The 12912-nt window shown below is 71.6% G+C and carries 15 protein-coding genes; 8 read left to right on the forward strand and 7 right to left on the reverse strand.

From position 1 onward, the window contains the following. Positions 1-56: 56 nt before the first annotated feature. A complete protein-coding gene (locus AXA68_RS16610; protein ID WP_157884774.1) occupies positions 57-431 on the reverse strand; it encodes a hypothetical protein in 375 nt (124 codons plus the stop codon). Between AXA68_RS16610 and AXA68_RS03800 the strand changes: the two genes are divergently transcribed. Continuing rightward, positions 418-1161 carry a DNA polymerase sliding clamp gene (locus AXA68_RS03800; protein WP_066413032.1) on the forward strand — a complete coding sequence of 248 codons (744 nt, stop codon included), beginning with the start codon at positions 418-420 and terminating at the stop codon, positions 1159-1161. The genes AXA68_RS16610 and AXA68_RS03800 overlap by 14 nt on opposite strands. A 54-nt stretch (positions 1162-1215) precedes the next feature. Here the strand turns inward: AXA68_RS03800 and AXA68_RS03805 are convergent, their stop codons facing one another. The 3 genes from AXA68_RS03805 to AXA68_RS03815 all read right to left on the reverse strand — a co-directional run bounded on the left by AXA68_RS03805 (position 1216) and on the right by AXA68_RS03815 (position 5107). Continuing rightward, complete coding sequence (locus AXA68_RS03805; protein WP_066413034.1) at positions 1216-3030, reverse strand: histidine kinase N-terminal 7TM domain-containing protein; 1815 nt, start codon at positions 3028-3030, stop codon at positions 1216-1218. 69 nt (positions 3031-3099) lie between these two features. Then, positions 3100-4452: an MFS transporter gene (locus AXA68_RS03810; RefSeq protein WP_066413036.1), complete on the reverse strand. Its 1353-nt coding sequence runs from the start codon at positions 4450-4452 to the stop codon at positions 3100-3102. Between the two features lie 61 nt (positions 4453-4513). Then, the gene (locus tag AXA68_RS03815; protein ID WP_066413042.1) at positions 4514-5107 is read right to left on the reverse strand and encodes a DUF7474 family protein; all 594 of its coding nucleotides are present in this window, start codon (positions 5105-5107) and stop codon (positions 4514-4516) included. 182 nt (positions 5108-5289) lie between these two features. On the opposite strand from AXA68_RS03815, the gene mdh reads away from it, so the two are divergent. The 4 genes from mdh to AXA68_RS03830 all read left to right on the forward strand — a co-directional run bounded on the left by mdh (position 5290) and on the right by AXA68_RS03830 (position 7433). Continuing rightward, the gene (gene mdh, locus AXA68_RS03820) at positions 5290-6204 is read left to right on the forward strand and encodes a malate dehydrogenase (protein ID WP_066413044.1); all 915 of its coding nucleotides are present in this window, start codon (positions 5290-5292) and stop codon (positions 6202-6204) included. Positions 6205-6316: 112 nt separating this feature from the next. Continuing rightward, positions 6317-6478, forward strand: coding sequence for a hypothetical protein (locus AXA68_RS16615; protein ID WP_157884775.1), 162 nt, complete (start codon positions 6317-6319; stop codon positions 6476-6478). 171 nt (positions 6479-6649) lie between these two features. Then, positions 6650-7051: a DUF5790 family protein gene (locus AXA68_RS03825; protein WP_066413046.1), complete on the forward strand. Its 402-nt coding sequence runs from the start codon at positions 6650-6652 to the stop codon at positions 7049-7051. A gap of 97 nt (positions 7052-7148) precedes the next feature. Next, positions 7149-7433, forward strand: coding sequence for a hypothetical protein (locus AXA68_RS03830; RefSeq protein WP_066413048.1), 285 nt, complete (start codon positions 7149-7151; stop codon positions 7431-7433). 5 nt (positions 7434-7438) lie between these two features. Here the strand turns inward: AXA68_RS03830 and AXA68_RS03835 are convergent, their stop codons facing one another. Further along, positions 7439-8215, reverse strand: a complete 777-nt coding sequence (locus AXA68_RS03835) for a creatininase family protein (protein ID WP_066413050.1) — start codon at positions 8213-8215, stop codon at positions 7439-7441. 118 nt (positions 8216-8333) lie between these two features. Between AXA68_RS03835 and AXA68_RS03840 the strand changes: the two genes are divergently transcribed. Further along, positions 8334-8651: a DUF5789 family protein gene (locus tag AXA68_RS03840; RefSeq protein WP_066413051.1), complete on the forward strand. Its 318-nt coding sequence runs from the start codon at positions 8334-8336 to the stop codon at positions 8649-8651. 24 nt (positions 8652-8675) lie between these two features. On the opposite strand, the gene AXA68_RS03845 is transcribed toward AXA68_RS03840, so the two are convergent. Then, positions 8676-10622 carry an ABC transporter ATP-binding protein gene (locus AXA68_RS03845; protein WP_066413052.1) on the reverse strand — a complete coding sequence of 649 codons (1947 nt, stop codon included), beginning with the start codon at positions 10620-10622 and terminating at the stop codon, positions 8676-8678. Positions 10623-10854: 232 nt separating this feature from the next. Between AXA68_RS03845 and AXA68_RS03850 the strand changes: the two genes are divergently transcribed. Continuing rightward, a complete protein-coding gene (locus tag AXA68_RS03850; RefSeq protein WP_066413053.1) occupies positions 10855-11355 on the forward strand; it encodes an MOSC domain-containing protein in 501 nt (166 codons plus the stop codon). 102 nt (positions 11356-11457) lie between these two features. On the opposite strand, the gene AXA68_RS03855 is transcribed toward AXA68_RS03850, so the two are convergent. Continuing rightward, positions 11458-11832 carry a DUF7538 family protein gene (locus AXA68_RS03855; protein ID WP_066413055.1) on the reverse strand — a complete coding sequence of 125 codons (375 nt, stop codon included), beginning with the start codon at positions 11830-11832 and terminating at the stop codon, positions 11458-11460. 88 nt (positions 11833-11920) lie between these two features. On the opposite strand from AXA68_RS03855, the gene rnz reads away from it, so the two are divergent. Beyond that, positions 11921-12853: a ribonuclease Z gene (gene rnz, locus AXA68_RS03860; RefSeq protein WP_066413057.1), complete on the forward strand. Its 933-nt coding sequence runs from the start codon at positions 11921-11923 to the stop codon at positions 12851-12853. The last annotated feature ends 59 nt before the right edge of the window (positions 12854-12912 follow it).

Below are 12912 nucleotides of genomic sequence, written 5' to 3' on the forward strand. Positions count from 1 at the left end.
CCGACCACCCCCCGAGGCGACCGGACTCGCCGGATCCGTCCGCTCCACCCGCTCCGTCAGATCCGTCCGATCCGCCCGCCCGATCCGACGATCTCGGGTCCGATCACACCGACAGCGACGCCGCCGGCGACGGTGACGCAGCCGCCGACGATGACGCCGATGTCGTCTGCGATGCCGACCGCGACGATGACGGTGACGCCGACCGCGACGGCGACGTCGATCGCTTCGGCGACTCCTCCGACCGCCCGGAGCGCCGGATCGAACGCCTGCGTCTCGTCCGCGCCGTGTTGCTCGTCGTCGCCGCGATCGCCCGACTGATCCGAGGGCTCTGACCGTCCCTCGCGGCCGGTTCGCGGCCGTCGTCGACGAGTTCCGATCGGGTGTCTTTTTAGGGGATACCGCCCTAGCCGAACGTATATGTTCAAGGCCATCGTGAGCGCGTCGACGCTGCAGGACGCGCTCGATTCGGTGAGCGTGCTGGTCGACGAGTGTAAGATCCGCCTGAACGAGGAGGCGCTCTCGATCCGCGCGGTCGACCCGGCGAACGTCGGCATGGTCGATCTCACCCTCGAGGCCGCCGCGTTCGAGTCCTACGAGGCCGACGGCGGCGTCATCGGCGTCAACCTCGCCCGCCTCGAGGACATCGCCGGCATGGCCAACTCCGGCGACCTGATCCACCTCGAACTCGACGAGGAGACCCGCAAGCTCCACATCGAGACCGACGGCCTCTCCTACACCCTCGCGCTCATCGACCCGGACTCCATCCGACAGGAGCCGGACATCCCCGACCTGGACCTCCCCGCCGAGATTGTCGTCGAGGGCGCACAGCTCGACCGCGGCGTGAAGGCCGCCGACATGGTCTCGGACCACATCCGCCTGCGCGTCGACGAGACCGCGGAGACGTTCCTCATCGAGGCCGAGGGCGACACCGACGACGTCGACCTCGAGCTCGCCCGCGAGGACCTCATCGCGCTCACCGCCGGGGCCGCGGACTCCCTTTTCAGCCTCGACTACCTCAAGGACATGAACAAGGCGATCCCCGGCGACGCCGAGGTCACCGTCGAGCTCGGCGAGGAGTTCCCCGTCAAGCTCCACTACGCCTTCGGCGAGGGGTTGGGGCAGGTGACCTACATGCTAGCGCCCCGCATCCAGAGCGACTGAGCCGCGGATAACCGCCGTCTCAGGCCTTCCTTCTCGATCTCCGGATCGCTCCCGTCACTCCACGCTCACGGCCGGAATCTCCACGGTCACCCGCGTCCCGCGCGGGTCGCGGTCGGCGTACGCCACCTCCGCTCCCAGCGCGCCGGCGGCCCACTCGACGACCCACAGCCCGAGCCCGGAGCCGTGTTCGAGCGCGGTCTCTCGACCGGACTCGACCGCGTTCACCTCGTGGTCGGGGATCCCCGGCCCGTCGTCCTCGACGACGAGGACGAACCGGTCGTCGCCGCCCGCTCTTTCGTCGCTCTCCGACCCCTCCCCGCCGTCCGCGTCCTCGCGTCGGAGCCTCACCCGGACCCACGGCCCCCCGTCCTCGCGCTCCGTGCCCGCGCCGTCGTGGTGGTCGATCGCGTTCTCGACGACGTTCTCGACGATCGTCCGGAGGGCGTCCGCCCTGAGCCGGGCGGTCGATCCGTCCGCTCCCGCCCCGCCGTCTCCGATCTCGACCGCGAGGTCGACGGTCGCGTCCGGGTCGCGCTCGCGTGCCTCCGCGACGACCCTCTCGACCGCCTCGACGACGTCGACCGCGGTCGGCTCGGCGTCGTCGAGCAGCGACTCGACGGTGCCGGCCTTCTCGCCGAGCGCGGCCAGCGCGCCGGCGCGTCGCTCGATCGCGTCGGCCATTCGGACGAGTTCGGGGTCCTCGAGCCGCTCCGCGAGCAGCCCGCCGTAGCCGTGGACGACGCCGGCGTCGTTGCGGAGGTTGTGTCTGAGCACCCGGTTGAGCACCTCGAGCTGCTGGCGGCGGCGTTCGCGTTCGGTGACGTCGGAGAGGACGACGGTGTACCCGACGTGGGTCCCGTTCGGGTCGGTCAGCCGCGAGGTCGACACCGCGTACGTGCGGCGGCGGTCGGCCGCCGCGACCGTGACCTCCTCGTCGGCGTCGTCGATCTCACCCTCCTCGTCGCCGACCGGAACGTCGAGGAACGCCTCGAGCGGGCGGTCTCGCGCGCTCTCCGCGTCGACGCCGATGAGCGTCTCCGCGGCGGGGTTCAGCCGGACGATCCGGCGGTCGAGCGCGAGCGCGATGACGGGATCCGGGAGGTCGTCTATCGCCGTCCGCTCGGCGGCACGGCTGGTCGTCGGGTGGCGGTCGAACATCTCCGCGCGGTTGAACGCGTACGCGTCGAGCAGGACGTGCGGGACGAACATGAGCGGCGCGAGCCGGAGCTGCGGGACGGGGCCGATCCCGAGCGTCCACGCGACCAAGGCGAACCCCGGCGGGAGCGAGCTCAACGCCACCGCCGCCGTCTCCCGGCGGTACAGCGGCCCGTAGCTGAGCAGGGTGTCGACGAGCAGGAAGACCGCGCTCGCGACGAGCACCGACTCGACGGCGACGACGAGGTACGCCCACGGGCCGAGGACGTACGAGACCGTCGCGACGCCGAGGACTGGATCGGGTTCGAACCCCGTCCAGAACGCGCCGTGGACCGGGTTGGTGGCGAGGACGAGCGTCGAGAGCAGGCCGAACCCGGCGATCGTGACGAACAGCCGGCTCCGGATCACGTCGCTCCGTCCCGTGTACGCGAGCGCGAAGCCGAGGAAGGCGATCCCCGTCCAGACGATGCCGAGCCACGTCGTCGCCTCCAGGACGGCCCGGAGGGTCGCCCCCTCGACGAGCAGGCCGAATCCGTAGGAGAGACACCACGTCGCCTGCGCGGCGAACACGACGAGGAACCAGTCGACGCCGGGTCGGCCGCGGTGGCGGCGGATCGCCCACGCGAGTCCGAGCGCGCCGACGCCGCCCGCGAGCGAGCCGAGCGCGGGCCACGGCGGGAGAAACGGGAGCGCGGGGACGCCGGCGGGACCCATGTCGGCTCCGACGGCGACCGGCGGCGTAAACCTGTCGCGGGCCGATCGCCCCGTCGTCCGCCGTCCGATCTAGCCGGGGCGGTCCGCGTCGCCGTCTCCCGATCGCCGGCCGAAGGCGACGGCGACGGGGAGGAGAAGCACCGCGCCGACGAGGAACGGCGACGCGACCGCGACGGTGTACAACACCGCCATCAGCGGCGGGCCGACGGTCCGGCCGAGGCTCGACGCGCCCTGCGTCACCCCGAAGGCCGCCCCCTGTTCGTCGTCGGCGGCGGACGCCGAGACGAGCGTCGCCAGCGAGACGTTCACGAGCGCGTTCCCGAGCGACAGCGCCGCGAGCGCGACGAGCAGCGCGACGAGCGGGAGGGTCAGCCACCCCGGACCGCCGAGCGCGATGTCCCCGGCGAACCGGTCGACGACGCCCGTTCCCGGGAGCGCGACGAGCGCGCCGGCGAGGAGGACGGACCCGGCCGCGACGAGCGTCCGCGAGGGGACGACCCGCGAGAGCCGCCCGACGAGCACGCCCTGGTTCACCGCGCCGAGGACGCCGACGTAGGTGAGAAGCAGCGCGGCGGCGGTCGCGTCGTAGCCGAAGGCGTCGGCGACGTAGGGGATGAACATCACCTGGACGCCCGCGAACGCGACCGCGACGACGAAGTACGCGACCGTGAGCGGTCGGAGCGCGACGGACGCGAGCGCGTCCCGGAACTGGCCGACGACGGTCGTCCGCCGCGACGCGGTCCCGCGGGCGCGGTCCGGCTCCTCCAGGAGGACGAAGCCCACCCCGACTGCGAGGAAGCTCATCGCCGCGGCGGCGAAGCTCGGCAGCGAGTACGGGGTGGCGGGGACGAACGCCGGGAGGAGCGCGTCGGCGCGGGCGACGACCGCGTCGGCGGCGAGCAGCCCGCCGATCGCCGGCCCGAAGACGAACCCGAGCGCGAAGGCGGCCCCGACCAGCCCGAGCGCCCCCGCACGGCGGTCCCGCGGGGTGACGTCCGCGACGTACGCCTGCGCGGCCGCGATGTTGCCGCCCATCGCCCCTGCGAGGGTTCGGGAGCCGAAAAGCGTCGCGAGCGCGGCGACCGTCCCGAAGCGCGCCCCCGTCGCGCCGGCGTAGCCGAACACGACCCACGCGACCCCGGCCGCCGCGAGCGACGCGAGCAGGACGGGCCGGCGGCCGACCCGGTCCGAGAGCCGGCCGAGCGTGGGCGCGGCGAGGAACTGCGCGAGCGAGTAGGAGGCCGCTATCAGCCCGATGAAGGCGTCGCTGACCCCGAACGAGCGCACGTAGAAGGGCAGGATCGGGATCACGATCCCGAACCCGACGAGGTCGATGAACACGACGCCGATCACGACCGCGAGCGCGCGCCGCGGGTTCGACACGCCGCCGACCGACGCGGTCGCCGCCTCCGGATGCGTCACGGCGGGGGTCCGCCCGGGTCGGCCGGGTCTGCCGGGGCGACCGGGAGGACCGGGACGGCGGTCATCGGTGGCGCTCGATGACGCGTTTCGCCGCCTGTCCCTTCTCCTTCCAGCCGTATCCCGCGTCGTACACGTGGCGTTTCGACTCGACCAGCTCCTCGGGCGAGGACTCCTCGAAGCCGCCGCGGTCCCACGCGCCGGAGGTGCGGAGCCACTCGACGACGTTCTCCTTGGTCTCCGGCCAGGAGAGCCCCACCATCTCGTACCACGCGACCATCGCGAAGACGGCGTTGTCGTGACAGCCGGGGACGGAGCCGCGCTCGTAGACGGTGCGCATCGGCTCCCGGGTCGGCTCCGAGACGAGCTCCTTGAACTCCGCGGCGGTGAGCAGCCTGAGGTCGTCGTCCTCGCGGACGACGCGCTGCTCGCGTTCGAGCGCGCCGAGCGCGGCCTTGTGGAGTCCGCCCCATTCGCCGGGGACGGCCTCGCGCAGCGCCGGCTCGGGAAGTCCGTCGGGCTCGGCGGTGAGGACGGCCAGAAGGTCCGTGTACGCCTTCTCGACGGTGGGCCAGCTCACGCCCTCGAACTCGCAGTCGGCGTCGTGGAGGCTGTTGGTCGTCCGACAGCCGGGACACGGGTAGCGGAACGTCGGCACTACGCCCCCCTGCGTCGCGCCCGGAGTTAGGGTTTTCGCGACGGCACGGCGGGAGAGCGAGGCGATCGGGGAGACGACGGGAGCCGGGAAGACGACGGAAAATTCGAGGGGCCGCGACGCGGGCCGATCGGGTCGGTCCTTCCGAAACGTTTACTCGCCGCCCGGCCGCGGTATCAGGTGGCATGACCAAAGTCAGCGTGATCGGCGCGGCGGGAACGGTGGGAGCCGCGGCCGGCTACAACCTCGCACTGCGCGACGTGGTCGACGAGCTCGTCTTCGTCGACATCCCGGACCAGCGCGAGACGACGATCGGACAGGCAGCGGACGCGAACCACGGCGTCGCCTACGACTCGAACACGACGGTCAGACAGGGCGAGTACGCGGACACCGCCGGCTCCGACGTCGTCGTCATCACGGCCGGGATCCCCCGCAAGGAGGGCCAGACCCGGATCGACCTGGCGGGCGACAACGCGCCGATCATGGAGGACATCGGCTCCTCCATCGCCGAGCACAACGACGACTTCGTCACGGTCACCACCTCGAACCCGGTCGACCTCCTCAACCGTCACCTCTACGAGGCGGGCGACCGCGACCGCGGCCAGGTGGTCGGCTTCGGCGGCCGCCTCGACTCCGCGCGCTTCCGGTACGTCCTCTCCGAGCGGTTCGACGCGCCCGTGAAGAACGTCGAGGCGACGATCCTCGGCGAGCACGGCGACGCGCAGGCCCCGGTGTTCTCGAAGGTGCGCGTGAACGGCCGGGACCCCGAGTTCGACGCCGACGAGCGCGAGGAGATCCTCGCGGACCTCCAGGAGTCCGCGATGGACGTGATCAGCCGGAAGGGCGCGACCCAGTGGGGGCCCGCCACCGGCGTCGCCCACACCGTCGAGGCGATCCTGAACGACACCGGCGAGGTGCTCCCCTGCTCGGTCGTGCTCGACGGCGAGTACGGCTACGACGACACCGCGCTCGGCGTCCCCGCGAAGCTCGGGTCGAACGGTGTCGAGGAGGTGATCGAGTGGGACCTCGACGAGTACGAAACCGAGCTCCTCGACGAGGCCGCGGAGAAGCTCTCCGAGCAGTACGAGGAGATCGCGTAGGCGACGCGACCTCCCCGGGAGTCCGGATCCCTCCGTACGGCTCCCGAGCCCTCCGATCCCGGACGTTTCCCTCATAGTCGACTTCACGTGGATCGGCTCCCGACTCCCGGCCATGAGCGCGTCGGACCCGGATCCCCGGACGCACCGTCCCCTCATCGCGGCGACCCCGGACGCCGAGACCGTGCTCCCGTGGCTACGGACGTTGGCGGTCCTCGTCGGGTTCCTGACGCTCGCGATCCTCCTCGTGACCCTCGAGCTCCTCGGTCGGGTCTGAGCGACTCCGATCGATCCGAAGCGGTCCGCCCTCGCCTCGGTGTTCACTCGCCTCGATCTCCACTCGGCTTGATCTCCACTCGCCTCGATCCCGCGCAAGGGCTCGCTATCGACCGATTTCACTTTCGCTTTCGGGCTCGAATATAAACCGCGTCGGCACATCGGTCCCCGCATGAGCCAGTCCACGTTCGACGACGACGACCTGTTCGGGGAGGCGGCCGAGGAGACCCGCGAGGAGGTCGAAGCGCACCTCGAGGCGGCCCGCGAGGAGCTCCCCGACCCCGACGACGTGTGGGTGACGGACGCCGAGAACGTGCTCGGCGCGCTCAACGGGCTCAAATCGGCGCTGGACGCCGGCGACGCGGTCGACCACGTGCGCTCGGCGAAGAAGGCGTACGTCCTCGGCGAGCGCGCCGACGCCTTCGAGGACGCCGAGGACCTCGAGGCGCGGATCGCCGACCTGGAGTCGCTCGTCGGCGACATCGAGTCGGCCGCCGAGGAGGTGGCGTCGCTCACCGGAACGATCCCGGCGATCCGCGGCGCGCTCCAGGACGCCGCGGACGACGGCGAGTAATTCCCTCGTCCCTCCGCGATCTCGGTCCATCTTGGCTCCTCCCCGCGAACGGGAACGCCCTCCTCGGTTTATGGTCCGCGCGGTCGAACCCGCGGGTATGGCGGAGCCCACCGCGGAGGCCGTTCGCGTCTGGCTGGTCGAGCGGACCTACTCCGACGACGAGCAGAACATGGTGATCCTCACGTACGCCACGCCCGACGGCGAGCGGTACTTCCGGAAGGAGCGCGCGCTCACGTCCTTCTCGGACGTGCGGGACACCACCGCGGCCGTCCAGGCCGGCCCGGGCGAGCTCGGGTCCGTCGACGACCCCGAGCTACGGGAGCGCTACGCCGCGGAGGCGCGGCGGATGCGCGACGCCCACGACCCTGACGACCTCATCTGAGCGGGCTACCCGTCGTTTTCGAGGTCCCGATCGGCGACCGCGCGCGCGAGCTCGGCGAGCGCGTCGCTCGCGCGGTCGAGCAGCTCCCGGCCGCGCGAGGCGTCGCCCGCGGTCGGGTCGCCGACGACGCCGTTGTCGGTGAACTCCTCGGAGTCGTGCGCGAGGTTCACGCCCGAGACCCACTCCCCCCAGCGGTCGGCCCCGCCGTCGCGCGCGTCGTCGACGCGGTCCTCGCGGACGAGGTCGGGGGTCGTCGCGCGCAGAAGCGCCGTCTCGAGCGGCCCCGCGTGACCCATGTCGCCCGCGTGCTCGCCGACCGCCTCGAACCAGGTGAACGCCACCCCGTAGCCGTCGTGTGCGGGGTCACGGGAGAAGCGGCGGGCGACCTCCGCGAGCGCCTCGACGTTCCCGCCGTGGCCGTTCACGAACACGACGCGGTCGACGCCGTGTGCCGGGAGCGAGGCCGCCGCCTCCCGGACGTACGCGCGGAACGTGTCCGGGCTCACCCACATCGTCCCGTCGAACGCGCGGTGCTCCTCGGCGACGCCGACGGGGATCGGGGGCCCGACGAGCGCCTCGCCGCGGGGGACGCCCTCGGCGACGCCCGCGCGCGGCTCCGCGTCGTACGCCGCCGCGGCCGCCTCCGCGACCGCGACCGCGTTCAGCGTGTCGGTGCCGAGCGGCGCGTGGGGGCCGTGCTGTTCGGTGCTGCCGACCGGGAGGAACGCGACGTCGACGTCGGCGTCCCGCACGTCGGTCCAGGTTGCGTCCGCGAGTCGCATACCTCCCCTGCGTCGAGCGGCACCGTATAGCCGACGGTCGGCCGCCCGGTGCGTCGCGGTCCCGCCTCCCGCGCGGTTCGCCCCCGGAACTTAATCCGTCGGGCGTGGATCGGCGAGTATGTCCGACGACGAGACCACCCCGGATGCCGTCTACGGCGTCCGGTTCGGCCCGCTGAAGCCGGCGATCCGCGAGCACGCCTACCCGGTGACGAAGGAGGAACTGATAGAGCAGTACGGCGGCTTCGAGCTCGAACACGCCGACGGAACCGACCGGTTGGAGGAGGTGTTGCGCCGAACCGACCTGGCGACGTTCCGCGAACCCCAGCAGGTCCGCGACGCGATCCTCGCGGTCGTCGGCGTCGACGGGACCGGGAACCCCGTCGATCCGGAGACGATCGGGCGGGAGACGGGCGACTGGAGCCGGCGCTCGCCGTAACGCCGCTCGTCGTCGTCGCCCTCGCTAGTCGTCGTCGCCCTCGGCGTCCTCGAGCACGCGCGCGGTCCGCTCCTGGGCGCGGTCGATGAACTCCTGGGGTAGCTCGTCGATCTCGCCGGCCTGGACGCCCCAGAGGTGCGCGTACAGCCGCCCGTTCTCCAGCAGTTCGTCGTGGCTCCCCCGTTCGACGATCTCGCCGTCCTCCAACACCAGGATGGTGTCGGCGTCCCTGATCGTCGAGAGCCGGTGGGCGATCGCGAACGTCGTGCGGTCGGCCGTGAGCCGGTCTATCGACCGCTGGATCAGCATCTCGGTCTCCGTGTCCACGTCCGAGGTGGCCTCGTCGAGGACGAGCACGTCCGGGTCCTTCAACACCGCGCGGGCGATGGTGACCCGCTGGCGCTGGCCGCCCGAGAGCTTCACGCCGCGTTCGCCCACCATCGTGTCGTAGCCGTCGGGCAGGTTCTCGATGAACGCGTGCGCCTCCGCCGCCTTCGCGGCCTCGCGGACCTCCTCGTCGGTCGCCTCGAAGGCCCCGTAGGTGATGTTCTCGCGGACGGTGCCGTAGAACAGGTACGACGACTGCCCGACGTAGCCGATCGACCGGCGCAGCGACCGCAGCGTGACCTCGCTCACGTCCTGGCCGTCGATCCGGATCTCGCCCTCGTCGACGTCGTACATCCGGAGGAGCAGCTTGAGCACGGTCGACTTCCCGGCCCCGGTCGGCCCGACGAGCGCGAGCGTCTCGCCGCCCTCGACGGCGAAGTCGACGTTTCGGATCGTCGGCTCGTCGTCGTAGCCGAAGGTGACGTCGTCGTAGACGACCTCGCCCTCCTCGACGACTAGGTCCGGGGCGTCGGCGTCCTGTTCGAGCTTCGAGGGCTCGTCCATCAGCCCGAAGATGCGCTCGGAGGAGGCGCGGGCCCGCTGGTACATGTTGATGATCTGGCCGAACTGCGCCATCGGCCAGATGAACCGCTGGGTGTAGAGGATGAAGACGACGAACATCCCGACGGAGAGGTCGCCGGAGAAGGGGCCGGGCGCGCTCCCTTCGAACACCCAGAGGCCGCCGACCACGAAGGTGAACACGAAGCCGATCCCCGCGAGCACGCGCAGCGCCGGGAAGAACTTGATCCGGGTGCCGATCGCGTCCCAGTTGGCGTCGAAGTAGTCCATCGAGACGTCGTCGACGCGGTCGGACTCGTACGGCTCGGTGTTCGACGACTTGATCACCTGGATGCCGCCGAGGTTGTTCTCCAGCCGGGAGTTCATCTTCCCGACGGAGGAGCGCACCGCGGCGTACTTCGGCTGGATCGTCTTGATGAAGAGGTAGGTAAATCCGGCGATGACCGGAACGGGTAGAAGCGCCACGAGGGCGAGCTGCCAGTTGATCCACACGAGGAGTCCGCCGATGCCGACGACCATCACGGCGAGCCGGAACAGCGAGTTCATCCCGTCGTTCAGGAACCGCTCGAGGCGATTCACGTCGTTCGAGAGGATGGACATCATCTCGCCCGTCTGCTTGTCGGAGAAGAACTCCATGTTCAGCCGCTGCATCCGGTCGTAGGTGTCGGTCCGCACGTCGTGTTGGATGTGCTGGGCGAAGGCGTTGAACCCCCAGTTGCGGACCCAGTGGAACGCCGCGCCGAGCGCGAACGCCCCGGCGATGACGGCGACCGTGAACCAGAACTGCTCGCCCCGGCCCGCCGGGAGCCACGCGTCCGGGAGCACGACGAGCGGGATCTGCTCGCTGAAGAGCGCGTCCTCGTAGAACACCGCGTCGATGGCGATCCCCAGCATGAGCGGCGGGAGGAGGTCGAGCAGCCGCGCGAAGACGCTGGCGAGGACTCCGACGGACACCTGCGGGAGGTACGGGCGACCGTACTCGGCGAACAGCCGCTTCATCGGGTTCTCGACCTCCGCGCGCTGCTCCTCGAACGGGTCGTCGTCCTCCCACTCGGCGCTACTCATCACACGCCCTATCGGACCGCGAGGCAAGTGCGTTTCCTTCGGATCGATCCCGGCCGACAGAATCCGGAGAGAACGGCCGCTATCGGCGCTTCCTCTCTGAGCGACCTCACCGGTCTCGCCCTCGGCTGCGATCGAACCGATCGAGACCGATCCGTCGTTCGGTGGCGTCAACGGCCCCTGCCGCGCCGGCGACGACGTGGGTTTATTATCGTCCGATCGAACGGATACGGCAATGGGACACGCGAAGGAAGCGTCGGCGCGCGACGCCCGCACCGGCACGGTCGAGCGCATCCACGTCGCCCCGGACACGGGCGGCGACCCCGAGCCGCGGGAGTCCGTCGAGGCGGTCGCCGGTCGGGGGCTGAGGGGGGACCGCTACTTCAGGGGCGAGGGGATCTACAACGAGCGCGACGACCTCGATCCGAGCGACGTCACGCTCATCGAGGCCGAGGCGGTGGAGGCCGCCGCCGAGGCGTACGACGTCGACCTCGCCGCCGGCGAACACCGGCGAAACGTCACGACGCGCGGGGTGGCGCTGAACCACCTCGTCGGGGAGCGGTTCCGCGTCGGCGAGGTCGTCCTCGAGGGGACCGGGCTCTGTGAGCCCTGCGGGTACATGGCGTCACACGCCGATCAGCCCGACGCGAAGGCGGCGCTCGAACACCGCGGCGGGCTCGACGCCCGGATCGTCGAGTCGGGGACGATCGCCGTCGCCGACGAGGTCGTGTGGTGACCGCGTCGTCGGTCCCGCCGTAGACGGCGGTCGCCGGGTTCGTCACCGAACACGTCGCCGGCGTTTCGCGACGCCTCGACGACGCTCGACGCGGGGATCGACTCAGACGCCGCGTCGCTCGGCGTCGGGGTCGATCCCCGCGGCGTCGAGGTCCTCGCGGATCCGCCGCCGCAGCGGGTCCGGGACGGTCTCTCGCGGGATCGGCGCGGCGGTGCCGGCGGTATCTGTTCCGGCGGTGCCGGCAGTATTGGTCTCGACGGTGCCGGCGTCGGCGGTCGCGCCCCGGTTCTCGCTCTCGCGCCCGCTCCCCGTCCCGGTCCCCGCTCCCTCCGGAACGGTCCAGTAGAGGACGCGCTCGGCGGCGGCGTAGAACTCGATCGCGACCCGGTCGCCGCCGCCGTCGTAGTGGACGCGGGCGGCGGCCCCCTCCGCGCGCCATCCCTCCTGGCGGACGAGCGCGGCGATCTCGTCGTGCATGCCCGGTCTCGGGGCGGGAGCCTCATGTCGTCTTCGACCGGCGGCCGCGGCTCGAAAGGAGTTTACCCCCGCCGGCCGCAGGGCGCGTATGTCCCTTCGCGTCACCTTCCTCGGGACGGGCGGTGCCGTCCCCACCACCGAGCGCGCGCCGAGCGCCCTGTTTGTCAACCGCGAGGGCGACCGCCTGCTGTTCGACTGCGGCGAGGGCACCCAACGCCAGATGATGCGGGCCGGCACCGGCTTCGGGATCGATCACGTGTTCGTCTCGCACCTCCACGGCGATCACGTCCTCGGGATCCCCGGGCTCGTTCAGACGCTCGGGTTCAACGACCGGACCGAGCCGCTCTCGATCCACTGCCCGCCGGGAACCGGCGAGGACCTCCACGACCTCGTCCACGTCGCGAACCACCAGCCGGGGTTCCCGATCCGGATCGAGGAGGTCGCCCCCGGCGACGTCGCGCTCGACGCCGACGGCTACGAGGTCCGCCCCTTCGAGACGACACACCGCACCGTCTCACAGGGGTACGTCCTCGAGGAGGCGGACCGTCCCGGCCGGTTCGACCGCCCGAAGGCGGAGGAGCTCGGCGTCCCGGTCGGTCCGGCGTTCGGGCGGCTCCACGCCGGCGAGTCGGTCGAACTGGCGGACGGAACCGTCGTGGAGCCCGAGCAGGTCGTCGGGCCGCCGCGCCCCGGCCGGACGCTCGTCTACACGGCCGACACCCGACCCCGCGAGCGCACCGTCGAGGTCGCGGCGGACGCCGACCTCCTCGTCCACGACGCCACCTTCGCGGAGGGGATGGCCGACCGCGCCCGCGACACGGCCCACTCGACGGGCCGCGAGGCCGGGTCGATCGCGGACCGCGCGAACGCCGAGCGGCTGGCGCTCGTTCACGTCTCCTCGCGGTACGCGGCGGACGCGTCGCCCATCCTGCGGGAGGCTCGCGAGGCGTTCGACGGCGAGTGTCTCCTCCCCGACGACGGTACGCTGATCGAGGTCCCGTTCCCCGACGCCGAGGAGTGACTCGGAGGGGTTCCGGATCCCGGTTCGGGAAACCTTGATACGTCGCGGCGTCGACCCCC

The sequence above is a fragment of the Halorubrum aethiopicum genome (assembly GCF_001542905.1).
Lineage (GTDB): Archaea > Halobacteriota > Halobacteria > Halobacteriales > Haloferacaceae > Halorubrum > Halorubrum aethiopicum.

What these genes read in the sequence shown, in the direction of transcription:
- AXA68_RS03800 (WP_066413032.1), top strand. Translation starts at nt 418, where the DNA reads ATGTTCAAGGCCATCGTGAGCGCGTCGACGCTGCAGGACGCGCTCGAT.
- AXA68_RS16610 (WP_157884774.1), bottom strand. Translation starts at nt 431, where the DNA reads ATGGCCTTGAACATATACGTTCGGCTAGGGCGGTATCCCCTAAAAAGA.
- AXA68_RS03805 (WP_066413034.1), bottom strand. Translation starts at nt 3,030, where the DNA reads ATGGGTCCCGCCGGCGTCCCCGCGCTCCCGTTTCTCCCGCCGTGGCCC.
- mdh (WP_066413044.1), top strand. Translation starts at nt 5,290, where the DNA reads ATGACCAAAGTCAGCGTGATCGGCGCGGCGGGAACGGTGGGAGCCGCG.
- AXA68_RS16615 (WP_157884775.1), top strand. Translation starts at nt 6,317, where the DNA reads ATGAGCGCGTCGGACCCGGATCCCCGGACGCACCGTCCCCTCATCGCG.
- AXA68_RS03825 (WP_066413046.1), top strand. Translation starts at nt 6,650, where the DNA reads ATGAGCCAGTCCACGTTCGACGACGACGACCTGTTCGGGGAGGCGGCC.
- AXA68_RS03830 (WP_066413048.1), top strand. Translation starts at nt 7,149, where the DNA reads ATGGCGGAGCCCACCGCGGAGGCCGTTCGCGTCTGGCTGGTCGAGCGG.
- AXA68_RS03835 (WP_066413050.1), bottom strand. Translation starts at nt 8,215, where the DNA reads ATGCGACTCGCGGACGCAACCTGGACCGACGTGCGGGACGCCGACGTC.
- AXA68_RS03840 (WP_066413051.1), top strand. Translation starts at nt 8,334, where the DNA reads ATGTCCGACGACGAGACCACCCCGGATGCCGTCTACGGCGTCCGGTTC.
- AXA68_RS03845 (WP_066413052.1), bottom strand. Translation starts at nt 10,622, where the DNA reads ATGAGTAGCGCCGAGTGGGAGGACGACGACCCGTTCGAGGAGCAGCGC.
- AXA68_RS03850 (WP_066413053.1), top strand. Translation starts at nt 10,855, where the DNA reads ATGGGACACGCGAAGGAAGCGTCGGCGCGCGACGCCCGCACCGGCACG.
- AXA68_RS03855 (WP_066413055.1), bottom strand. Translation starts at nt 11,832, where the DNA reads ATGCACGACGAGATCGCCGCGCTCGTCCGCCAGGAGGGATGGCGCGCG.
- rnz (WP_066413057.1), top strand. Translation starts at nt 11,921, where the DNA reads ATGTCCCTTCGCGTCACCTTCCTCGGGACGGGCGGTGCCGTCCCCACC.